Source organism: Halomicrobium urmianum (assembly GCF_020217425.1).
GTDB classification, from domain to species: Archaea; Halobacteriota; Halobacteria; order Halobacteriales; family Haloarculaceae; genus Halomicrobium; species Halomicrobium urmianum.
The window spans coordinates 59938-81556 of the sequence record NZ_CP084091.1; the positions used below are offsets into that span (position 1 = coordinate 59938).

The window sequence follows — 21619 nt, forward strand, 5'->3', positions numbered from 1 at the left end:
GAGCTATGACCAAGGTAACCCGTGGGACAGAACGTACTCGCGCGGGATGTCCGATGGCTCCGCATTAGTCCCGAGTTCGACAGATACAGAAACGCAGATGATCGACACGGGGTTCACTCAATTTCGTCGGGCCAGCACCGTATCGCGAGATCCTGGGATTCTATCGTATGACGCACATCACACTCCTGGTGAGTTAGAGAATCTCTCTCAGCGCTTCGACAACGCGTTCGTTGTCCCCGGGCCGGGCAGTCGTCACCCGCATATACCCGTCGCCGAGTCGCTCGTCGTCGAGTGGTTTCGCGAATATCTGCCGTTCTCGCAATCGTGCTGCGACATCACTGGCGTCGTGTGGGCTGAAGTCCGCGAGGAAGAAGTACGTCTCCGTCGGGAACGTCCTGACACCCAGCGAACGGAGGTCCTCGGCGAGTTGATCGGTCCACGAGCGAAGCCGCTTGATGCGTTCTCTGATCTTCGCTTCGTGTTCGACCGTCGCGACTGCGGCTGCCTGACTTGGTTTCGCCAGCGGATAGGCGTCGTTGCCCGCGTTCAACTCCTCGGCTAGTGGCGTCGGGAGTACCGCGTACCCCACCCGAAAGCCCGCCAGGCTGTGGGCTTTCGAGAGCGTCCGAGTCACGAGCAGGTTGTCGTACTCCGGTACGAGATGGGCCACTGTCTCGTCGACGAAGTCGACAAACGCTTCGTCGACCAAGAACCAAGTCTCGGGGTTGGCTTTGAGGATTTCGGGGAGGGCATCCATTCCGACGGCGCTTCCGTTCGGGTTGTTGGGATTGACGACGACCGCGAGCGACGTCTCGTCAGGAATCTCCAGCTCGCTGAGGTCGAACTGAAAGTCGGCTTCCGGGTGAAGTCGCGTTTCAGTGTACTGATCGGCGATTTCCGGGAACAGCGGGTAGGTCGGTGTCAGGAGGTGAACGTGCTGACCGAACCGATCGAACACCTGTCGTAGAATCAACTCCGAACCCGCGTTGATGTGGATGTGTTCCGTCGAGACACCGATGCGATCACTGAGGCGGTCACGGAGCGGTGCGGAGTGTGGTTCCGTGTAGTGGTTGCTCCGGGGAAGTTCGTCGCGGGCAGCCTCGATCGCCTCGTCGATCGGTGGCAGCGGATTCTCACAGAGCAGGAGTGTGACGCCTTCGAACTCGGCTCCGCCTTTCTCTATCGTCGAGGGCTCGTTCATACTCTCGAAGTACGTGGTAGTTGGTAACAAACGTTTCTCGGCATGTGGGGGCCAGCTGGCCCGAACATTGGTGTCGTGCATCCCGTATATCTCTCTATGCCGAAGGCAGAACCGTTCGAGAGACACACCGAGCGGTACGAGGGATGGTTCGAGGAACACGAGGCCGCCTATCAGTCCGAACTGGAGGCCCTCCGACGCCTCGTTCCGACGACGGGGTACGGAATCGAGATCGGCGTCGGGAGCGCTCGATTCGCTGCGCCGCTCGGGATGCAAGTCGGCATCGATCCAGCCGAGAAGATGCTCGAATACGCTCGTGAGCGCGGGATCGAGGTGGTCAAAGGCGTCGCCGAATTTCTCCCCTTCGAGGACGGGACGTTCGACACCGCGTTGATCGTGACGACGATCTGCTTCGTCGACGACATTCCACAGACGTTGACCGAGGCGGCACGCGTTCTCAGACCGGACGGCGCGCTCGTGATAGGATACATCGACAAGAACAGTCCCGTGGGAGAACGCTATCGGGAAACGCAGGCCCAGAATCCCTTCTACCGGGACGCAGTTTTCGTCTCGACCGAGGAACTCGTCGACGCGCTCGAAGCCGTGGGATTCACCGACTTCGAGTTCGTCCAGACCATCTACGACTGGCCCGGCGATATCGAAGGGTCCGAACCGATCGAATCGGGATACGGAGACGGTTCCTTCGTGGGGATCAGGGCGACTCGGTAGCGAACTGGATGCGACGGAACCTCGTCTCTAGCCGGCATGCCGACAGCCGGGATCGCTACGCCGACGACACGCAGAATCGATTCACATCGCCCGCGCGAATACGATGAACAACGCCAGGCCGACACCGGCCAGGAGGGCGAGCATCGAATGCTCCTTCTCGTACGACTGTGCTTCGGGGAGCAGATGGGCCGCAGAGACGTAGATCAGCACGCCCGAGACGAAGCCAAGCAGGAGGCCCAGATCGCTTTTCCCCACACCGCGCACCAGTGGATAGGCGACGAAGGTGCCGATCGGTGTCGTCAATGCCGCGACGAAAAACGCGTACGTTGCGGCCGTTCGTTCCGTCATGTCACCCTTCAGCAAGACGAGATACGTGATGACCCCCTCGGCGAATTCGTGGACGACCAGTCCGGTTCCGGCCAGAACGCCGGTCAGCAGCGAGATGTTGAACGTGACGGTGTAGACGACGCCGTCGATCAGCGAGTGAATCCCGATGCCCTCCGCAGCAGTCACCCCGAACGCGAGCGTCTCCTCTCCGGTGCGACGTTTGATCACTTGGTTAGAGAGATACATAAAGAGGAAGCCAGCCAGGGCGGTGAAGCCCGCATCAGCGTTGTTCCCGACCGCGTTCGGGAGGGCATGAATCAACGGCGTCGTGATGAGAATCCCCGCAGCGAAGCACATGAGATACGGGAGCGATCGTTCCGCCCACTCCCGGTGTCGAAATATAGCGATGATTCCCGCACTGTTCACAAGCGCCGCGACAATGGCAAATGCTGCAATCCAGTAGAACTCATCTGGAAACGCTACCATGGCTGATTCCTATGTTCCTCCGGGGCGTCTCGACGGCTCGCTCTTGGTCACGAGAAGGGCCATCTGACTTGCCAATCTGAGACTTGCTGGCTGGCTCACACCGAAAACTACAGCGGTTGAGTAGCGAAGTGCCTCGGGGTCAAGCGGTTCGAGAGACCTCTGGTCTCTCGTCATCCCGGAAGACTTCGTCCTCCGGCGACCCCGAGGCTTCCTGTTTCCACGGCACGCTTTGCAGATTCCACGGGGGGATCCACAGGGAGCGCAGTCTCCGCAGGCGCGGATTCGGCCTCTCCCAGACCTACCTGGTGGCGTCGGAGAGGCGTCTGAGTGCCCTTGTTTTCGGACACCGAGCCAGCCGCGATGAGCGCCGTCACACTTTCTTGTTCGAAATATTTCGACTTAATGATTTGGTCTACTACGTGTCGGCTTCATACACGGGGTCAGGTCCCGTGGTATTCGCCTCGTACCGCTCGTAAAATCAGTGTTCGTCCGGCTGGCATCGTCTTGGAATCTGGGTACGTCGCTGTACAGAAGCGATGCTGCCGTTGTGATCTACAGACCTCGTCGAGATTCTCAATTAGTCATAGTTCCTGGACTACCTTGTAAACACGTAGCGCGCATCTCACGACCACATCACGGATTAGAGAGAGAGAGAGAGAGTGACTATAGCGGGATGTTTGATCGCTGGTCCGCAGAGGTTGTGAAGACATTCTACACAACTGTCTCTACACGGTAGCCAGAGAGCAGAGCACTGACCCGAACTGGGAGCAAATCGCATCCCAACAGATATGCGTAGAAAGCACTATACTATACACGATGGAACACAGAAACCTGAATCATCGGACGTGCCGTCGAGTGTCGGTTCTCAGTCCCGGTATCGAGGCTGGCACAGACGCTCTGCCTACCGCAATCAGTCCCGGTCGCCGAGAACTACGATGACACTCTACGATCGCGTTTCAGACCTGACACTGACGATCGAGACCACTGACCGGACCAGTCGTCGCCGAGAGATGGCCGGCGATTTCACCCGCGTTACGTCGACGCTCGTCCTGCTGGCCGGAGACGAGTTCGGTGCCGGGGAAGACGTCACCTACGATACCGTCGATCACGAGGTGTTACCCGAGCCATCGGTGTTCGATCTCACGGGTGAATACACACTGGACGAGTTCTCCCGGACGCTCGAGGATATCGACCTCTTTCCGACGAAACCGCCTGAGCGGCAGATATCCCGGAACTATCGGCGGTGGGCACTGGAGAGCGCCGCGCTCGATCTAGCGCTCAAACAAAACGAGACCACCCTCGCGTCGCTGCTCGGTCGAGAACGGTCGCCAGTCCGATTCGTCGCCAGCACCCGGTTGCCGGACGGGAATCCGACGCGAGTCGAGGACACGCTCGCGGTCAACCCCACCTGCGAGTTCAAACTCGGTCCGACTGCTGCGTGGAGTGAAGAGACGTTCGCGACGCTTGCAGAGACTGACGCGGTTCGCGTCCTCGACCTGAATGGGCAGGCCGAGGGGTTCGTTGGGAGACAGCCTCCGGATTTCGACCGCTATCAACGAGTTTTCGAGACGTTCCCCGATGCGCTCGTGGAGGACCCGGCCATCTCCGACGACGTCCAGAATCTACTCGCAGCGAACACGGACCGCCTCTCCTGGGACGCGCCGATCCAAGGGGTCGCCGACCTTCGCGACCGCCCCTTCGAGCCAAACTGGTGTAACATCAAGCCGTCGCGGTTCGGAACGGTTCAATCGCTGTTCGAGACGATCGAGTACTGTGACGATCAGGGAATCAGTATGTACGGCGGCGGTCAGTTCGAACTCTGTGTCGGCCGCGGACACATACAGTTGCTCGCGTCGCTGTTCTACCCCGACGGCCCAAACGACGTAGCGCCGCGCGCATACAATGAACCGGAGGTTCGGGCAGAGCTGATCGAGAGTCCTCTCGAGCCTCCTGCAGACCCGGACGGACTGGAGTGGAAAACCCTCGACTAGACGACGCCCTTTCGCGGGGAGTATCCTGCGCTCCTCACTCGTTGTGATTCTCAGCGAGAGTTTCAACAGGGCCGGGGTCACGGAGGTTAAGAGGGCATTCTGAAGCAGATTCCGCTCGTCGATCCAGCCGAAACCACGCATCGTAGGCCCGCTAAACCCGCTGTAGTCTCAACTTCAGAGGTTGACTGTTTGGCGTGATTGACAAATGGAACCGGTGTTTTCGATGCTTCTTGAAGTTGAAAGAACCTATCCAAACTGGATACCGGTGACTGCCGAGATCGTACCGTGTTGATTCGGAATTACACTGTTTCCAAACCGGAAATCACGGTGAAAATGAGAGTGCCGGCGCTAACGAGTTCACACGAACACGGGGTATGAGCTGCCGTCAGTCGCCAGGATCGAACAGGCAGAACGCCACCAGCTCGATAATCTCCCCGGCTCGCAGCGGGGGTTTCTCACCTAGGTCCACATCGACTTCATCGCGGAGCAGGAAGTTCGTTAGCCGCCACACGTTGTGCATCATTACGCCGATGGTGAAGTACAGGAACCGTACGCGGCAATCCTTCGATGCTGACGATGGCAGGAGGTATTTGCGGATGGATTTGTATTGGTTTTCTATCATCCACCTGTCACGGTACTGCGCCGTGATTCCCTTCGCTCTGTCAGGGCCAACCCGGTAGTTGGTCGTGAAGATCGTGTACTCATCCCCGTCATCACCGTTGTCGTCTTCCTCGTTCTCGATGGCTGCGTCCTTAGGGGTGTATATGATGCTCAGGTCGTGTGTGGCCCCATCAACGGTGAGCGAGGCGTACTCGACCTGCACATCAATCACTGGATCTTCTTCGACTTCTTCGATGTTCTGCTTATCCTCATCAGATTGCTTCTTCTTCCCGATGACGTAGTACAGGTCACGCTGGTCGATCACGTGCCGGACTTCGTGAGTATCGAATTCACGGTCGGCGAACACCTTGTTAATGTCCACGTGCCGCTGTGCCTGTTCTAAGAGCCGATCCACGATGTCTGCACGCGATGTTCGGAAGTCATCCTCTGTGTCTCCCCACGCGCGGGCGTCACGGACGGGTTCAATCGCCAGAACAATCGGTGTGTTCTCGGCGACGATCGTGAGCGTGGCGAACTTGTACCCGCGTTCGTGACTCTCTTTGAACCCGGACGCCATCACTGGGTAGTCGTTTTTGAGGTACTTTGTCCGGGTATGCCCGGAACTGGTTGTGTACGTGACTGGCTGCTCACCAGGATCGGCGTCTGCTCGCTTCTTGAATGGTGACGGCCAGAAGTTCCACGTCACAATATCCAGTGCGGCGTTGACCGGTTCTCGAAACCCGGCCTCCTTGTGTTCGTCTGACTGGATCTCGTCCAAGATACGTTCCACACCGGTGTGGAATGCATCGAGCGTTTCGTCACGGATTCGTTGCCAGTCGGGGATTCGGCCGCCGTCTACGAACTCATCGAAAGTGAGTTGCGAGTCCGGGTCTGCGATTTTCTTCATCGTTCGGTTATGCGATGACCCGTGCGGTACCTCTTCTCGATCACTCACCCGTTCGAACCGACGCTTCGGCGTGGTTGCAGAGGCGTTCCCCATGTTCAGGAACGCCTGCCGTTCAAGATAGGCGTCCAACACGTACTTCGCGTTACTCGCTCGGTCAGCAGAGAACCCGGAGAATCCGAGGTTTGACGCTCTCTCAACAGCGTCCATTATCTGCTCTTCTTTGATATCTGTGCCTTCGATGTCTTCAGGCTCCAGTGCGGGCTCAACCGTGGTGTCTATCCGGACGTTGTCGTGGTCCGCACAGATGTGGTGGATCAACGCACCCAAGCTTTTCAACAGCTGCTGCTCCTTTCGCGTGAACCGGTTTTTCTTGTTGTAATTGATGTCTTGCTTCGTTGGTGGATGGTCGAAGTCGAACTGGACATAAATGAACGCCGCGCCCTTCATTCGGCGTGCTGTTTTAGCTTCGGTGAACCTCTTGGTGTGCATATAGAGGAAGGTCTTGACCATCCCTTCGTAGTTGAACCGGGCCATTTCGGAGTGCTCGTATCCACTGAACCAGTGGTCCCCAATATCGAGATCCGCAATAATCCGAGTACTGTTATCGTGGAGACAAGCGAGCCCTTCAACCTGCTCCTTAATGGAGACGGCAATCTCGTGCTTCGGCAGGGTTGAGGGTTGAGATGACATGATCAATCAGCCGGCGTTCTGGATACGCGAGAACTGGCTCGGCACCGAGTTATTCTCGCGCGTGTTGTTTCCGAAAAGCCGCTGAGAGACGATATTTCACCATAGTTGGCCGATTTTCCGCGGTGCGGAACCGCAAGATAGCGGAGAAGTTCCAAGGCGGAGTTTCCGCCAAACGGAAACTCCGCTTTACGGAAATTACGGGAAACCGTTTATAAAGAACGCTTCTGAATCCTTCGAGAGAAGCCGGAAACTCCCCACTCGGGAAACTCCGGATAACAGGGATTCCCCAAAGCGGAGAGTCCGTCTTGGGGACTTCTGGACCACCCACCATGAGCAATCCCAACGAAGAACTTCCAGTGGCTGACGTCTTTGACGACTGGCACGCAATCGGTCTCATCACCCGAATCGACAGAGACGACGGGAACATCAAGGCCGAAATCGAGGAGAAGGTGGATCTAAGCGGGAAGCCGTTGAAAACCTTGCTTGACAACGCGATTGATGCGGATTTAATCACAGAAACCACGAGATATGGGAGTGACCATCCTCGATCCGACAGGTATCAACTGACGGAACGAGGGAAGGCGATTCAATCACTGCTGCGAAGCCAGGGACTCGACGACCTGCAGCGTGCGTATATCACCGCGAAATCCGAGCTACAGAATGCGACGGAAGATGTGCAGGGTATCATCGAGGCAGAAGATCTGCACATGAAGTACCCGCAGCGGGACTACTGGGTTCGAACCGGTTCTGAACAACCCGAGATCGACACGGAACAGTTGGTCACGGAAGCAGAGGAAGAGCATGAGGATCTGTTTAATGCGGACATCAGAGGCGACTGGAAAGTGGATGTGCTGGATGAGGAGACAGATCCCCGCGAACCTATGGAAACCTGGGGTGACGCTTCCGAGGAAGACGACCAAGAAGAGTAGTTGCTAGCGCGATTTCTTGTTCAGATGAATGCCTGGAAACGGGAACAGCTGAATCGGTAAGTAGGTGTGCGAATTGAGTGTTCAGTTACCGAGGGAGGAGTCGTTCATCAGAAAGGATATGCCCTCAGGACAAATAGTTGAATAGTATGGCGGAAACGCTCACAGCCCTCTCCCAGCGGAATGAAGCGTTCTGGATCGGTTTGTCCCTGTTCCTTCTCGGGGTAATCACTCCTGAAGCCCTATCTCTTGGGGGAATCGGGCTTTCGAGGCTTTTGATTTTTGTTGGTGGCGGAATCCTTCTAGTTCGGACTATTGTGGGGTGCGTTAGAATACTCAAAACGACGGCAGTAGCCGGAGCGATCGGGTATCGTGAAGGGCAAAGCAACGGTCGATAGACCGTCCCTTTGTACTGAACGGGTGTTACCCCTCGAACAGTAAGTGAAGAAATCGTGGCTCTGTTGAAACCCTCAGCAGATGATAGAAATTGGCCTTGTTGAAACCCTTGCTAACTAACACGACAGACTAATAGCTGGAGGAAAGATGGATGCGCTCCCTAAATCACGGCTTCTTCGATTCGTTGAACGAGCTATGGTATTGGCTCGTCGTGCCGTGCCACGGTTTTCAAGTCGCTATTCGCGGAAGCGGTTCACGCTCCGACAACACGTTGTCCTGCTCTGTCTCAAAGTGAAGAAGACAACCACGTACCGCGACCTCGTTGACGAACTCATCGAAATGCCCCGCATCCGCGACGCCCTCGACCTTGATGCGATCCCCGCGCCATCGACACTCTGCAAAGCCTTCGACCGTTTGGAGATGGCAGTCTGGCGCGTTCTCTTAAACGCCTCGCTCTCGGACGTGCCGATGAACGGTGTCGCCGGCATCGATGCGTCCGGATTTGAGCGGGCGCATGCCTCAACTCACTACACGAAGCGAACGAACCTCACCATCCAGCAGTTGAAGACAACGCTGCTGGTCGATACGGCGACCAACACCGTGCTCGATATCCACGTAACTACGACACGGAAACACGATACACAGATTGCGCCACAGGTGGTGAAACGGAACGCAGCGTCCATCGCAGTCCTGACCGGTGACAAGGGATATGACGACCAGACGATCCGCCAGCTCGCCCGTGAGCACGACGTTCGACCACTCATCAAACACCGTGAGTTCACACCACTCCACAAGGCGTGGAACGCACGACTGGACACAGACCTCTACCATCAACGGAATATGAACGAGACAGTCAACGCGGCGATCAAACAGAAATACGGCGCATTCGTCCGGTCGCGTATCTGGTGGAAACAGTTCCGCGAGCTCGTCATCAAATGCATTGTGTACAACATAGAGCGGTTTCTTGGAGACTGACCGAGACGAGCTGAACCAAAAAGTCCTAACGACGAGCTGTTGGAGCGGCGATGTCGGTTGTCCGGCCAATGTCCCGGGCACGTATCCCGCTTGAACACGTACGGATGGGAATGAGCGTTATCCTGGAGTTCACAATCGAGACTGATGCCTTCGAACTCGGGCGGGTGTTAGCTCGTCCGCCTCCACACGGGCATATCGAACTCGAACGCGTCATCCCCACGCAGAGCAATCTGATGCCGTTTCTATGGGTGACCGGCGTGGACACTGACGCGTTCGAAGCGTCGGTGCGGGAACAGCCGAGTATCAAGACCATCCATGCACTCGACCACGTCGAGGGAAGCACGCTGTACCGCATCGAGTGGGCCACCCGGCCAGCGGACATACTGGCAGCCCTCGCAGACGCCGACGCTGTCGTTCTCGAAGCAAGTGGGGACGGCGTGTGGGAGTTTCGGGTTCGGTTTCCCGACCACGACAAACTCTCGACGTTCCACAACGCCATCATCAAAGAGGACATCCCCATCCACATCGACCGGACGTACACACTGTCCGAGCCGACCGCCACTGGCCACCCGCTCGGGCTCACGACCGGCCAGCGAGAGGCGCTCGTGCTGGCGCTCAACTGGGGCTACTTCGCAAGCCCGAGCGAGACGAGTCTCGACGACATCGCCGACGAGCTCGGGATCTCCCGGCAAGCGGTGTCGAAACGCATCCGTCGGGGCAACGAAACAGTCCTCCGCAAGACCCTGCTATCCTCGGCCGAGGATTTCACGTGACAATCGCTCTGTCTTAAACACAGCGACCAGTCAAACAGAGTGCTCATCTCCGGTGGACGGATACTATTGATACAGCCAATGTCCAGCGACGCCACCAGCGAGCCTGACGCAGACCGGGCCCCAGATAGCTTTGATGTCGTGGTATCAGCCCTGTTGAACGAGCAAGCGCGGCGGGTGGTCGAATTCTTCCAGATATCGGGAGAGCAGGTCGTCTCGCGCGATGCGCTTGTAGACCACCTGCACGACATGACGGAGACAGCCGACGACCGAGAGCAGGTTGCAATCAGACTCACGCACGTCACGCTTCCGAAACTGGACGATGTCGGACTGGTCGAGTACGACCGCCAGAGTCACACGGTCAGATATCGAGAGCCCCCTCTGCCTGAGTGGGTGTCCGCGTTCCTCACTCTCAGGGAAGAGGCCATCTGATGGAGTTGGGAGTGTACAGTAGCGGTTCTATCTACCTCCGTTTCCGCATATCGAACTAACAAGATAATGATGTGTGCGACCTGTAACAGCGAACCCCGGCCGGCGACGGAGTGCAGTCTTCAAATCCGTGGACGAGACGACACACGAACGTCTGTACGGATTGGACTCTGTGAACTCTGTGCGACTGATTTTCTCGAATGTGACTGGATTGAACACCAAGATCTGAAGCCCGACGAGAACCGAGTATGAAATCGGTCCTCACGTGGGTGCGCTCAGTCGCGCCGACAGCAGAACCGGCGGCGAGTACTCCCGAACAAGAAGCATCCGAGACACCAACGCCCTCTCTGTATAAGTGCCACAGCTGTAACTCGGTGTATATCGCTGTCGAGAAACAGACCTGCTCGTCGTGTGAAACACCTGTTGAGCGGGTCTCCGAGTCAGGCGATGATTTGTGATTAGTCTGTACTGACCGATGGTAGAGACAAGCTTGAGGTTACTCACAGTTGTTTTCAACATACGTTCTCGGTACTGTCCGAACCATATTCTACAGCGTCTAAACACGGCCCCGATTTTCTAATATTTGGGAGAGAAAACGCTATGTCGAGCATCAGTCTCTCAGATTGCCTACTGCAACCTCTCACCGGCTGAGGGTTTCAACAAAGCCGTATCGGAGAGTCGTGATCGTACAGCATGGTCCCGTCGGTGACGTAGAGCACGTTGGTCAGCGGGAGGTCGTACCTGTCGTTGTACACTCGGTTGTAGTGGAGTAGCGCCCACAGGAGTTGGTGGGGAGTGACGAACTCTCTGCCCGCCACGTCTGTGACGCTCTCACTGCGAGTCAGCGGCGCATCGAACGTCGTTAGAGTGTGGAGGTGCCGTCGCCGGGAGTGTTCGTGCCACTGGCGGCGAACGTCCAAGTCGTACGGCGCGTCACCGGTCCAGTCGTCGAGCACTCGCGTCGTCGTGACTGCCCGGTGGTCCATGGCGTATCGGTGACGCGCCGCCGCAACGATGCGCTCACGCGGGGAGTCGCCCGTCGGTGGCGCCGGATCGTACGGCCGGACGTCTGCGATTCGGAGACCCCCGTATCCCGCGACCGCACCGGTGGCCGTCCCGACGCCGGCGAGAAATTGACGGCGGTTCATCCGTCGGCCCCCGACGTATCGGTCTCGGGACGCCAGACGTCGATCGCCATCGACCGGACTCGATCGGGCGCCACCCAGACCAGACGAGTCATCGCGGGTTCGGGAATTTCGTGGGTCACCGTCGCGCCCGGCGTGAGCGGGAACTCCGCGACTGACTCCGCGGCGGTGTCGTCGGCGACCCACACCGTCTCTGTCGACTCGGCGTCGGGTGTGACGACGGCCAGGCGACTCGTGTTCGCGGCGGTGACGCGGTTCCCCCTGTCGAACGTGACGGTGAGTTCCCTGCGGTCGGGGTTCCAGTCGAACGAGACGAAGATGTTCGGGCCGCTGGTCGGATACTGGCCCGTCGAGGGACCGCTCGGTGCGAGTGAACATCCCGCGAAAGCGGAGAACAACGAGGCAAGGAGGGCGCGGCGGTACACGGGTGATGTCTCTCCATACGGGGGTGAAGTATCTACCGGACGGGCCACTTCGCCGCGACTCACTCGGAAATTCTCACCTGCGGCGTCGTCGGGGGGCAGATTCATGACGTACCGACGGTCTGGGCGTCCCGTGTTCGCACTCGGCCATACGACTCCAGGTTTCCGCCGCCTACCCGTCTGCAGTCTATCGGTTCTGACACTGAAGCAAGTCACGTCCGGGCGATCCGGAGACGATCACAGCCCGGAGTCCCGACGTCTCGCAAACGTTTCAAGTAGCGGCGGAGTAGTGCCGGACGTCATGCCCGGTTGGTCCCGGCGGCGCACCCTCCACGCAGCCGCGAGTGCACTGACGCTCACGCTCGCCGGATGTAACGGCGAGCAACGCGCGTCGACCCGCGATGCACCTCCGGAGGGTGAACCGGTCACCGGCTACGACGTAGAGAAGGTCCGTAACACCGACGGCGAGATCCTGATCCGCCGGACGGACGTAACGGACGAAGCGAGGCGACGTGCCCATCAGGCGAGACAGTACCTTCACGTCACCGACGAGAAGACGCTAGAGGACGTCGCCTTCACCAGCGACATCGCGGAGTCGACAGCTTTACGCGAGTTCACGACAGGAACCGACCTCGAAACCGAGTCCGTGTTCCTCTTGCAGCGCGACGTCGCGGAGTGCCGCGACCTCGTACTACAGGGCGTCAGACGAGAATCCGACTCGGTCCACGTCGACACCTGTTCGGACGTACGACCCGCCGACGTCGAGTGCTCGAAAGAGCGGCGAGACGTCGTCGCGTTCGCCATCCGACTTCCGTTTCCGGGCGACGATTTCAACGGCTACGGGGCGAGCAGCGGGAGTTCCTGCCGCACGCGACCGACCCCGTTCGATCCGGAGGCCTACAACGACTCGGCGACCGACGACGGGTCGAGGGGTGACTCTTCGTGATCGACGACACCGACGGCCTGTCGCGTCGCTCCCTGCTGACCGTCTGCAGTGCGAGCCTCGCCAGCATCGCCGGCTGTTCGGCCCTCCCGTTCGGCTCCGACGACGACGAACGGTCCTACGAACAGGGACCGCTCCGGACGCTCGCCGAACAGGACCTCCCGGAACCACCGACAGGCGTCACCGTCACTGTCCCGGAGGGCGCTCTGGACCGACACCGTCGGCGGGCGCGAGAGCTCCTGGAGGAGGTTCCCGAGGAACCTGCCGTTCCGAACGGACTGATTGCCGCACGGCTCGCACGGAATCGGGCGAACGTCGCGGAGGACTTGGAGAGAGGATCGACCGCGGAGCCCTTCCAGCTCCCACTCGACCGACTGGGTCACTGGCGGTACCTGCGTGGCGAAGCAGCCGAAGTTCGCGGTGCGTACCGTGCAGCGACGTCGGACGTCTCCGAGGCGACCGTCGACGAGCGGCGCGGCGAAATCCGGACCGACCTGTACGACTTCCTGAGCGAGTGGGAGTACCGGGGCGAGGATCCGGCGAGGGCACTCGCCGTTCACTACCGGATCGAGCGACTGATCGACCAGTGTCGGAACTACCTCGATCTGTGGCCAAAGTTCCCCGAACGTCCTGCAGACGACGTCGAGCGCGTCGGGCGTATCGCCGGCGATGTAGAGACAGCCCGTGCTGCCCTCGAAGACGCCGTCGCGATGCGCGATCGCTACGTAAACGGCCTCGACGATCCGCACTCCTACAGGCGGGCGTTCACTGCCGTCGCGAGGGAGGTCCACCGGACGACCGACTTCACGATCCACCGGAAGGGACTGAGACAGTACCTCGACGCGATCGGGAGGCCAGAGTGGCCGCACGACCGAAACCTCGACGGGACGGTCGCAGAGACACTCTACAGGCGAGTGCAGAACCTCGCTCACTATCGGCGACACCGCGAGGCACGGCAGCAGGAGAGGTACGCGACCACCGTGGTCGACGGTGGAATCTCGCTCGCGGCCGTCGTCGCACTCGAAGACGTCGTCGCGGCGATCCGAGACGGCGACCATGGACAGGTCGAGTCGTCCTCGGAGGTCCAGACGCTCGCCGGGGAGGCACAGCGGGCCCTGGATGGAGCGTTGACCACTGAACCACAGACGGTGAGCCTGCAGGTCGCGATGCCGGCGTTCGATCTACTGCAGGACGTGACACATCACCTCGCCGAGCACCGCGTCGGCGAGCACGAAATTCACAGGGCCGCGGGCACCTACGCGTCCGCTCGGTACTTCGCCCGCTCGGTTCCGCCGGTCGTTCGGTATCTCGACGAATCGCTCTCTGAGGCTTCGCGCTGACACGAGACTACTCCCCAGACTCTCGTCGGCGGTGCCTTTGTAGAAGCTAGCCGTCGATAGACGTCGAGGACGATCACACGACCGCAAAACGAGAGCGTAGTCCCGGTCACCCCCTCGACGAACCTCTGATGCAAACCGCCTTCTCCTGGACATCCTCCCCGCCCTAAAGGGCGAGGATTCCCCGAAGGGGATATTCAGGTTGCGCGTTTCCTCGGATCTCAAGTACGCTTTCGCGTGGAACGTCAACGGTCGCCACCGAGTTGTGACTAACGGTGTGCTTTCCAGCGCGTACAGCCCTGTCAATGAGGCCTTCCTCCCTGCATACAGCAGGCGTCCTCAGAAGTCGAAGACTTCTGGTGTGCGAACGAGACGCGGAGCGTCTCGTCAACGACGGCGGGTTATTCAGCCCGCGAGGTAGCACGGTTCGACTCGCCCGAAGCGTTAGCCCGTGCATGGTTCACCCTCCCGTTGTGCAATGTTCTCCGAAGCGTTCAGGTCGGCGTGGCGTCCACGACCGCACCCCGAACACGAAAAGTGGTCGCCATCGCGATTGCCCATCGAACCACACGCCGAACACCGCTGGCTGGTATGAGACGCATCGACCTTCTCGACACGAATACCCGCACGTTCGGCCTTGTACGTGATGAACTGTTGGAGTTGGTGGAAATGCCACGAATGGACACCCGACCACGAACTGTTCTCGCGGATACCTTCGAGGTCTTCCATCCGAATCACGGGATTCTCGAACAGTTCCACGAACGTGATGAGACGACGGGAGAGTTTGTGATTCAGGTATTTGATTCGACGTTGTTCTTTGTCACCCACACGGTTGCGTGCGCGAAGCGCACCCGCTTCCGAAAGCGAATCGCGTAGGGAACGATATTTGCGTCGAACGTACTTCGCCTCACCCCCCGACACCAGCATCAACTCGTCTTCGCCGTAGGCCGTCACAGCGAGGATGTGGCGTTCACCAATATCGACACCGATGGGCGTTTCACCCGATGTATCGGCGTCGTATTCGATATTGAATGTGCAGTACTAATCGTCTCCGCGACGGTACACTTGAAGGCGCGTTTTTTAGCGTCTCTCTCAACCAGTCGGTCTACAGGGTCAGCAATATCGTCGTACACCTCTATCGGAGTATACCACCACTGGGAGACGCACGGGAAGCCGATGACGACCGTGCCGTTCTCGGTCGTGTCGATCTCCCAGTTCTGGTTGTTGACGGCGAACGGCTGACTCTCTCGGTAGTGAACCTCTCCGTCCTTGGTGTGGTCGGATTTTGCTTCTCGAATGGCCTGGTTCTGAATGGCCGAGTAGAGGTCATTGTCAATGCTGGACGTGGTCACGGATTTGCCGAAGTCACCGTTCTCCCATCCATCGATACAGAACTGCTTGGTGTTACGGTAGAGGCGAGAGGCGTGTTGCCACTCTTTCCTCCGTGAGAGGGATGGATTGTGGAACTTCGCGGTGACAGTCACCGTGACCATTACAATGTAATCAAGTACACTATTTGAAATATTCAATGGGATATCAGGCCATGCTATCGTCTGTGGTTTGTGTCATCGACTGTCGGATTCATCCCCGCCCTGAAGGGCGGGGCTTTCTCCTTGATTCTCCGTAAGAGGACCGCCCGCCCCGCAACCCTCGCAGACGACCTCGACTGCGCACGTCGAAGCATCCAGCGCAACCTTGCCGCCTTCGTCGAGCGTGGCTGGGTCGAACGCGTTGACGGGGGCTACTGCCTCACCACCACGGGAGACTTCATCGCGAGGACTCATGCTGACTATCTTGACCGACTAGAGCGCATCGACCGTTTCGCTCCGTTATTACGCCATCTCGACAGCGATCACGCCCCGCCGCTCTCGATGCTCGAGGACGCCGACCTTGCCGTCGCCTCACCGGAAAATCCACAGGCACCGGTCCAGGCCTACGTCGACCGCCTCAAGCGGTTTGAGGGCGACACCGTTCGAATGTGTTCGCCCGTCCTCTCGCGTATCTTCCACGAAGCCCATGCCTCACTGGCGATGCGAGGGGTCCACACTGCCCTGGTGCTCTCGGAGGCGACTGCCGAGAAGGCCCGCGAACTCAATCCCATGGAGTTCGAGTCCGTCCTCCGCGTGGGCGTCCTCGACCTGTACGCCCATCCCGATCCAGTTCCGTTCGGCCTGACCATTAGCGAGGATCGCCTGTTGTTCGCGGCCTACGACGAGGAGGGACATCTGGAAGCCTGTCTCACTTCAGACGACCTCGATTTTCTCGCGTGGGCCGAGGACCTCTTCGAACGCTACCGCGAGAGCTCGGTAAAGGTCAAACCGTCGGGCGGCTTTCCCTTTAATCTCGGTTCGAAGTAAGGCGGCTCCCACAATTGAGAGTGGTTTGTTATGTCTGAGGTGACACCCCCTGTCACATCCGCCCAGAGATGACGTAAAGTCCCGACACCACGTTCTATCGAGTATGAAGGTCCTCGTCGCTGGTGGTACCGGTTTCGTCGGTACCGCCCTCGTCCGGGAATTGATCGCCCGCGGCCACGATGTGTCCGTCCTCGCGCGCTCGTCCACTGACGCAGACGTGCCCACGGGAGTCGGTCGTATCGCTCTCGACCTGACGAGCGCCGACGCTGATAGCGTTCGGGATGCTCTCACCGGACACGATGCCGTTATCAACCTCGTCGCACTCTCGCCATTGTTTACCCCTCTCGACGGGAACGAAATGCACGAGACGGTTCACCTCCGTGGAACTGAAGCCCTTATCGACGCTGCCGAGACGGCAGGTGTCTCCCGATTCGTCCAGATGAGCGCCCTCGGCGCCGATGCCGATGGCGATACTCACTATATCCAGGCGAAGGGTCGGGCCGAGAGGGTCGTCCGTGACTCAGCCCTCGACTGGGTCATTGTTCGCCCCTCCGTCGTCTTCGGCGATGGCGGGGAGTTCGTCGACTTCACCCGCTTGCTAACGACGCCGTACGTCACCGGTCTCCCCGGCGGTGGGAACACCCGGTTCCAACCTATCTGGGTTGGCGACTTGGCCCCAATACTCGCCGACTGTGTCGACGATGAGGGTCGTGGGGGCGAGACATTTGAACTCGGCGGTCCCGAGGTGCTGACCCTTGCCGACGTGGCTCGCCGGATACACGCTGCTGAGGGCACCTCGCTCCGAGTGCTCCCGATTCCAATGCCACTGGCGAAGCTTGGCCTCACCGTTGGCCAGATTATTCCGGGTTTCCCCATGGGGCCTGATCAGTATCGGTCGCTCCAGTTCGACAACAGTGTCGGCGGTGGCGACCCCAATGCGAACGACGTGCGTGCGTTCGGTGTTGATCCGGCAGACCTCCGGACGTTCGATGACTACCTCGCTGACGGCGACGGCGGGGGGTCGGGGACCGATTCCGGATCGGTCCTCGTCGGCGCGGAGACGATCGGTCTGTTCACGTTCCTTTCAGTAGCGTGGTTCCTCCCCACAGTTGTCGACATTTATTCGATTCCGGGGCTTGTCCTATTGTTCATCCCGTCGTATCTGGTGAACATGGTGTTCTACGACGGCGTCATCGGCCTCGAAGCTGTCGTCTACACGCTCGAAGGCGTCGTTGGTGAGTCACCCTTCTTGTGGGACGCTGGCCTACTGGTCACCTACTACCTGTTCTCAGTCATCACTGTTGCCTTCGGTCGGGCCCTGAAGCGCAGGTTCGGATCGCTCCCTGCTGACGCAAGCCCTTCCAACGTCCGATGAGTTCCATTGACTCACTCGCATGCGGTCGAATCGCTGTCTACCTCACCCATCGATGACGCTTCGCTACACCGTCGCCGCTGGCTGTCTGCTCATCGGTTTTCTGCTCGTCGTACAGGGTCTCGCCGTCTCTCCGCAGATCACGTCCGTCGAATGTACGTCGTCGTCTTCAGCGAATACTACTGGGCCGAGTCCCACGCCCGACTGCATCCGGACGTCCGAACCCGCGACCGGCCAGCGCCTCTACATCCTCGGGCTCGGCGTTGGTGTCGCCGGCCTAGGGGCCACCGTCATTGTTCTAGATCGCCGGTTCGCTCGGCGGTAGTGTGGAACTGATTGCCCTCGGTGGCCCTTTCTCAGGATGTGGACATCCCTTAGACGGTACCAATACTGGGGGTGGGCCACGCCCTATCACAAAAATAGCTCGTAGTGACAGCTCTGTCTAAGTGGTGTTCCGTTCTGGCTGATAATCCTCCTCGACGGTGATCGTTAGGTCCCCGCTCTCGTAATCGGCCTCGAACTCAACCGAGAACGTATCCGACTTGTAGGCGGCGTGGTACGCATGATGTCGCTTGAGCGACCCGGTCGCCTTGAAGTGGAAGAAGACAGCAGCTGTGTACGGTTTGCTTGCTGTTTCGATTTGCGCTTCGACTGATGCCGGGAGTGCGATGTGCGGCGTGTCACTGTCGATTCCGGCGGCGAAAGCTCGAGCTTCGTCGACGCTTGCTTGCGAATGTGCTGGCGTCTCACCGGTCAACACTTTCACGGGTGTTTCCGTCTCGTCTGTGAATAGTACGTCTTCGAAGGTGTGAGTGCCAAGAATCGCGTCTGGGCTCAGCTCACACTCCTCAAACGGATCGTTCGATGGTTGTTCAGACATTAAATCACGAAGCCCTGAGGGCTCAGTCATTCAGCCCTCGAAAAACAGGACCTTCGCATCTCGCGGGAAGATTGATTTTCGGCTACTCACCTCTCGTTTTGAGGGTGCTGAGGTCCGCGTAGAGGACCTCGCCGTCGCGAACCACGTATCGCTTCGCCAGAACCGGGAACCGACACTTCGTGTACCCCGCGGTCTGGATGTCGAATTCCTCACCGGGTTCGAGATAGTTGGTCAGCTTTCGGAGGAACTCGTGAGTGACGAGACCACCTTCGTAGTCAGGAAGCCCATCCTCACGAGTTTCGTAGATCTCGAAGGTGTCGTATCCCCATATGACGAGCTCTCCTTCTTCGTCCACCTCCCAATTCAGGGCCCCGAAGCAATGTGCTTCGCAGAGCTGGCGTACTGACTGTGCATCGGTTACGACTGCGCCGGTCGATGTCGTCGCTGCTTGGAGCGTTGCCATTGTTTGTACCCGAGGGCATGTTCCTGCCCCCGCACCCCTTTGGGGGCGACAAAACCGACTGGAAGAGAAGCTGAATCGATGCTGTTGAGGTTACTGAACGCGCGATGCAGCCGGTATCCTGGTGTATCTCGTGGGTCCATGATGTACGCCTCCGTCAACGTCGGGCGCAGAAGAACGAAGCAGGTACGCTGATGTCTCCCGCTGAAGCCCTTCAATAGGCTTAACCAACAAATTTCGTTCCGACAGCCCACGTTGGTTAAGCCCTTGTTCAACCGAGTACCCTACTGAGGAGTTGGTCCGTGACGAGGCGACTGACACACCTGACACTCCCACATCGGCTGGCCCGACCACTCGTCATCTGGGAGAGACTCGAACTCCTGAAACTGGTGTTTAGTCATTCGACCGCACTTGCGACATTCAAGCTGTGTTTTCGAGGGAACACTGGGTTGGCGATTCTCGGACTGGTTGTCGTCGACGGAACGCTGGAGTGCAATCGACGGCACCAGCCAGACGTCGTCATCGGCGCTCTCAAGTAGCTCTGTAACCCGATCTTCGTCACGAACGTCGTTCCCTCTCTCGTCGTAGAGGAACGTCGTGTGTGCCCCTTCATACCGCGACTGCGTCGACTCTGCCTGTCCAGTCCGCTCACGAGCGGCTGTGAGTAGCTGTTCGCCGCTTTCAGAGGTGACTCGAACTGCTTCGGGGAGCGAGGGCCACTTGTCGGTCAGCTGTGTGGCGGGCCTTGCATCGAGGTCGTAGATCAGCTGGCAGTCGTCGACCGCTGGATCCCTATCGGTCTTCGCGAGGAGCGTGGCCGCAGCAGCACCTTTCGCCACGGCCGCGTAGAACGTCGACGCCTCGACGAGCAGATGTACGACGTGGAGTAGTGTCCACTCAGTATCCGGAGGACGACTACTGTCGCTGGTTCCATCGAGATGATTTGAGAGGCAGAACCGACACTTGGTACGGTTCCCAGGAATCGACGCACCGCACGAGGAACACTCGCTCCGCGCCGATCTCACTCGATCAGGATACGATCTGAGCCCTTCCTTTCGCTTTCGTTCTGCTCGTTCAGTGTTCCCCCGTCCAGAAAGCCCGTCGTCGGGAACGTGGTTCGCTTCGCCAAGTGGTCGTAGTTCCTCAAAACCAGAGTAGTGGTCCGTCATCTCTTGTGGATGGCTTCCCTCGTTATCGTACTTGAACTCATGCTCCCCTTCATCACGAAATCACTGTGACGACCACAGTGTCTCTATGCGTTGCTCTATTGCCGTGAGGACGGTGGAGTATACTTCGAGTGGATGGAGCGACGGGAGTTCGAGGTCGGTAATTTCGGCGGCAGTCGGTGGCTTGTGGAAGTGCAACCGGGTGTTGTGCGCGTTCGGGTGCCGGTCCCAGCGACACTCCCAGCGGTCCCCGTCCTCGTGCTCTTCGACGTAGTGGACTGAGAAATCGCCAGTCGTGAACCATCGGATGTCGAGACGGGCCGCTGTTACTGTGTCAGGATATCGTCCAGCGTCGAGCAGTCCACGAAGCAGTCGAGGTTCGTATGAATCCGGATCGAACGCAGTCTCGGCGACGAGTGAATCCGACGAGAGGTGTCGCTCCAGCAGGCGCAGCGTCTGTCGATCCGGCGGGCCCGTCGAGTGTGGGGCCGGATCCTCCGGTGGCTGACTCATTTAGGCCGGAAGCAGATGCCCATCATTCTGGGAGAGCTGGCGAGCAAGTTCGTATAGCCGGATATCTCGAATCACGCCCTGCCACTCGCTGACTGCGGTCATCCGCTCGTGGATGGTTTCGTGACTATCGTGATCAAACACGTTGACAGCCGTTGGGTCTGTCGTCTCGAACTGCGCTTCGTATTCCGTTCGCTGGGCTTCGAGCGCCTCCACGCGGTCGATGATCGCTTCGATAGAGAGCTCGGTTGCGATTCGACTGGCGTCCTGCCATTCGAGATACCCCTCGTTACGTTCGTATGTTGCTGGACGGCTGTCTCTCTCGGCTCGGGCGATGCCCATCTCCGTCAAGCGGTCGAGGTGCTTTTTCGCGGCATTCGGAGAGCAGTCCGCAAGCTCAGCGATCTCGGTGTAGGCAGTCGGAGCGGTAACGCCGAGGACGACGTCGTAGACACGACCAAACGTGTCTGTCCCCGTCTGCCACCGGCGCTGCGTATCGTCGGGCGTGGGGGCCGGGTCGAACTCGGTCATACCTATCTGTAGGCGGCCACTCTCAATATATCTTTGGATTCTCCAAATATGTGCAAAAGGGTGCTGTGCTGG

Annotated in this window: 21 protein-coding genes and 2 pseudogenes; 11 read left to right on the plus strand and 12 right to left on the minus strand. The window is 58.9% G+C overall.

From position 1 onward, the window contains the following. Positions 1-193: 193 nt before the first annotated feature. On the minus strand, positions 194-1201 hold the full coding sequence (locus LCY71_RS17155; protein WP_225336152.1) for a pyridoxal phosphate-dependent aminotransferase: 1008 nt from the start codon (positions 1199-1201) through the stop codon (positions 194-196). Between the two features lie 96 nt (positions 1202-1297). On the opposite strand from LCY71_RS17155, the gene LCY71_RS17160 reads away from it, so the two are divergent. Beyond that, a complete protein-coding gene (locus tag LCY71_RS17160) occupies positions 1298-1927 on the plus strand; it encodes a class I SAM-dependent methyltransferase (protein ID WP_225336153.1) in 630 nt (209 codons plus the stop codon). Between the two features lie 81 nt (positions 1928-2008). On the opposite strand, the gene LCY71_RS17165 is transcribed toward LCY71_RS17160, so the two are convergent. Next, a complete protein-coding gene (locus tag LCY71_RS17165; RefSeq protein WP_225336154.1) occupies positions 2009-2740 on the minus strand; it encodes a ZIP family metal transporter in 732 nt (243 codons plus the stop codon). Positions 2741-3675: 935 nt separating this feature from the next. Between LCY71_RS17165 and LCY71_RS17170 the strand changes: the two genes are divergently transcribed. Next, the gene (locus tag LCY71_RS17170) at positions 3676-4731 is read left to right on the plus strand and encodes an enolase-like domain-containing protein (protein ID WP_225336285.1); all 1056 of its coding nucleotides are present in this window, start codon (positions 3676-3678) and stop codon (positions 4729-4731) included. A 385-nt stretch (positions 4732-5116) separates the two neighbouring features. Here LCY71_RS17170 and LCY71_RS17175 read toward each other — a convergent pair whose 3' ends face one another. After that, positions 5117-6928 (minus strand): transposase, encoded by a 1812-nt coding sequence (locus tag LCY71_RS17175; protein WP_225336155.1) that lies wholly within the window; start codon positions 6926-6928, stop codon positions 5117-5119. A gap of 329 nt (positions 6929-7257) precedes the next feature. Between LCY71_RS17175 and LCY71_RS17180 the strand changes: the two genes are divergently transcribed. From LCY71_RS17180 to LCY71_RS17200, 5 genes are all read left to right on the plus strand, one after another. Beyond that, the gene (locus tag LCY71_RS17180; RefSeq protein ID WP_225336156.1) at positions 7258-7857 is read left to right on the plus strand and encodes a hypothetical protein; all 600 of its coding nucleotides are present in this window, start codon (positions 7258-7260) and stop codon (positions 7855-7857) included. A gap of 146 nt (positions 7858-8003) precedes the next feature. After that, positions 8004-8252, plus strand: a complete 249-nt coding sequence (locus LCY71_RS17185; RefSeq protein WP_225336157.1) for a hypothetical protein — start codon at positions 8004-8006, stop codon at positions 8250-8252. A 145-nt stretch (positions 8253-8397) separates the two neighbouring features. Next, a complete protein-coding gene (locus LCY71_RS17190; protein ID WP_225336158.1) occupies positions 8398-9225 on the plus strand; it encodes an IS5 family transposase in 828 nt (275 codons plus the stop codon). Positions 9226-9335: 110 nt separating this feature from the next. Then, positions 9336-9998, plus strand: a complete 663-nt coding sequence (locus LCY71_RS17195) for a bacterio-opsin activator domain-containing protein (RefSeq protein ID WP_225336159.1) — start codon at positions 9336-9338, stop codon at positions 9996-9998. A 78-nt stretch (positions 9999-10076) separates the two neighbouring features. Further along, positions 10077-10427 carry a DUF7344 domain-containing protein gene (locus LCY71_RS17200; RefSeq protein WP_225336160.1) on the plus strand — a complete coding sequence of 117 codons (351 nt, stop codon included), beginning with the start codon at positions 10077-10079 and terminating at the stop codon, positions 10425-10427. Positions 10428-11080: 653 nt separating this feature from the next. Here the strand turns inward: LCY71_RS17200 and LCY71_RS17205 are convergent. Together LCY71_RS17205 and LCY71_RS17210 are read right to left on the minus strand one after the other, a co-directional pair. Next, positions 11081-11380 (minus strand): hypothetical protein, encoded by a 300-nt coding sequence (locus LCY71_RS17205; RefSeq protein WP_225336161.1) that lies wholly within the window; start codon positions 11378-11380, stop codon positions 11081-11083. 188 nt (positions 11381-11568) lie between these two features. After that, positions 11569-11994 carry a hypothetical protein gene (locus LCY71_RS17210; RefSeq protein ID WP_225336162.1) on the minus strand — a complete coding sequence of 142 codons (426 nt, stop codon included), beginning with the start codon at positions 11992-11994 and terminating at the stop codon, positions 11569-11571. Positions 11995-12292: 298 nt separating this feature from the next. On the opposite strand from LCY71_RS17210, the gene LCY71_RS17215 reads away from it, so the two are divergent. Continuing rightward, on the plus strand, positions 12293-12937 hold the full coding sequence (locus tag LCY71_RS17215; protein WP_225336163.1) for a hypothetical protein: 645 nt from the start codon (positions 12293-12295) through the stop codon (positions 12935-12937). Next, the gene (locus LCY71_RS17220) at positions 12934-14274 is read left to right on the plus strand and encodes a hypothetical protein (protein ID WP_225336164.1); all 1341 of its coding nucleotides are present in this window, start codon (positions 12934-12936) and stop codon (positions 14272-14274) included. Before LCY71_RS17215 ends, LCY71_RS17220 begins: the two co-directional genes overlap by 4 nt. A 441-nt stretch (positions 14275-14715) precedes the next feature. Here the strand turns inward: LCY71_RS17220 and LCY71_RS17225 are convergent. Further along, positions 14716-15764, minus strand: a pseudogene (locus tag LCY71_RS17225) (RNA-guided endonuclease InsQ/TnpB family protein). A gap of 69 nt (positions 15765-15833) precedes the next feature. On the opposite strand from LCY71_RS17225, the gene LCY71_RS17230 reads away from it, so the two are divergent. Together LCY71_RS17230 and LCY71_RS17235 are read left to right on the plus strand one after the other, a co-directional pair. Next, positions 15834-16628, plus strand: a complete 795-nt coding sequence (locus LCY71_RS17230) for a helix-turn-helix transcriptional regulator (RefSeq protein WP_225336165.1) — start codon at positions 15834-15836, stop codon at positions 16626-16628. A 103-nt stretch (positions 16629-16731) separates the two neighbouring features. Then, positions 16732-17661 (plus strand): annotated as a pseudogene (locus LCY71_RS17235) (complex I NDUFA9 subunit family protein); the annotation flags it as partial. 781 nt (positions 17662-18442) lie between these two features. Here LCY71_RS17235 and LCY71_RS17240 read toward each other — a convergent pair. The 6 genes from LCY71_RS17240 to LCY71_RS17260 form a co-directional block, all read right to left on the minus strand. Further along, positions 18443-18880 carry a DUF8025 family protein gene (locus LCY71_RS17240; RefSeq protein ID WP_225336166.1) on the minus strand — a complete coding sequence of 146 codons (438 nt, stop codon included), beginning with the start codon at positions 18878-18880 and terminating at the stop codon, positions 18443-18445. 82 nt (positions 18881-18962) lie between these two features. Further along, on the minus strand, positions 18963-19343 hold the full coding sequence (locus LCY71_RS17245) for a hypothetical protein (protein WP_225336167.1): 381 nt from the start codon (positions 19341-19343) through the stop codon (positions 18963-18965). Beyond that, entirely contained in the window at positions 19298-19483 is a 186-nt protein-coding gene (locus tag LCY71_RS21890; RefSeq protein WP_505706970.1) for a DUF8012 family protein, read from the minus strand. Before LCY71_RS21890 ends, LCY71_RS17245 begins: the two co-directional genes overlap by 46 nt. Positions 19484-19624: 141 nt before the next feature. Further along, positions 19625-20509: a biosurfactant protein 1 gene (locus LCY71_RS17250; protein WP_225336168.1), complete on the minus strand. Its 885-nt coding sequence runs from the start codon at positions 20507-20509 to the stop codon at positions 19625-19627. A 60-nt stretch (positions 20510-20569) separates the two neighbouring features. Continuing rightward, a complete protein-coding gene (locus tag LCY71_RS17255) occupies positions 20570-21019 on the minus strand; it encodes a toxin-antitoxin system TumE family protein (RefSeq protein WP_225336169.1) in 450 nt (149 codons plus the stop codon). Continuing rightward, complete coding sequence (locus LCY71_RS17260; protein ID WP_225336170.1) at positions 21020-21547, minus strand: DUF7342 family protein; 528 nt, start codon at positions 21545-21547, stop codon at positions 21020-21022. Between the last annotated feature and the right edge of the window lie 72 nt (positions 21548-21619).

What these genes read in the sequence shown, in the direction of transcription:
- LCY71_RS17260 (WP_225336170.1), bottom strand. Translation starts at nt 21,547, where the DNA reads ATGACCGAGTTCGACCCGGCCCCCACGCCCGACGATACGCAGCGCCGG.
- LCY71_RS17175 (WP_225336155.1), bottom strand. Translation starts at nt 6,928, where the DNA reads ATGTCATCTCAACCCTCAACCCTGCCGAAGCACGAGATTGCCGTCTCC.
- LCY71_RS21890 (WP_505706970.1), bottom strand. Translation starts at nt 19,483, where the DNA reads ATGGACCCACGAGATACACCAGGATACCGGCTGCATCGCGCGTTCAGT.
- LCY71_RS17190 (WP_225336158.1), top strand. Translation starts at nt 8,398, where the DNA reads ATGGATGCGCTCCCTAAATCACGGCTTCTTCGATTCGTTGAACGAGCT.
- LCY71_RS17165 (WP_225336154.1), bottom strand. Translation starts at nt 2,740, where the DNA reads ATGGTAGCGTTTCCAGATGAGTTCTACTGGATTGCAGCATTTGCCATT.
- LCY71_RS17240 (WP_225336166.1), bottom strand. Translation starts at nt 18,880, where the DNA reads ATGTCTGAACAACCATCGAACGATCCGTTTGAGGAGTGTGAGCTGAGC.
- LCY71_RS17245 (WP_225336167.1), bottom strand. Translation starts at nt 19,343, where the DNA reads ATGGCAACGCTCCAAGCAGCGACGACATCGACCGGCGCAGTCGTAACC.
- LCY71_RS17185 (WP_225336157.1), top strand. Translation starts at nt 8,004, where the DNA reads ATGGCGGAAACGCTCACAGCCCTCTCCCAGCGGAATGAAGCGTTCTGG.
- LCY71_RS17160 (WP_225336153.1), top strand. Translation starts at nt 1,298, where the DNA reads ATGCCGAAGGCAGAACCGTTCGAGAGACACACCGAGCGGTACGAGGGA.
- LCY71_RS17255 (WP_225336169.1), bottom strand. Translation starts at nt 21,019, where the DNA reads ATGAGTCAGCCACCGGAGGATCCGGCCCCACACTCGACGGGCCCGCCG.
- LCY71_RS17215 (WP_225336163.1), top strand. Translation starts at nt 12,293, where the DNA reads ATGCCCGGTTGGTCCCGGCGGCGCACCCTCCACGCAGCCGCGAGTGCA.
- LCY71_RS17155 (WP_225336152.1), bottom strand. Translation starts at nt 1,201, where the DNA reads ATGAACGAGCCCTCGACGATAGAGAAAGGCGGAGCCGAGTTCGAAGGC.
- LCY71_RS17180 (WP_225336156.1), top strand. Translation starts at nt 7,258, where the DNA reads ATGAGCAATCCCAACGAAGAACTTCCAGTGGCTGACGTCTTTGACGAC.
- LCY71_RS17200 (WP_225336160.1), top strand. Translation starts at nt 10,077, where the DNA reads ATGTCCAGCGACGCCACCAGCGAGCCTGACGCAGACCGGGCCCCAGAT.
- LCY71_RS17195 (WP_225336159.1), top strand. Translation starts at nt 9,336, where the DNA reads ATGAGCGTTATCCTGGAGTTCACAATCGAGACTGATGCCTTCGAACTC.
- LCY71_RS17250 (WP_225336168.1), bottom strand. Translation starts at nt 20,509, where the DNA reads ATGACGGACCACTACTCTGGTTTTGAGGAACTACGACCACTTGGCGAA.
- LCY71_RS17170 (WP_225336285.1), top strand. Translation starts at nt 3,676, where the DNA reads ATGACACTCTACGATCGCGTTTCAGACCTGACACTGACGATCGAGACC.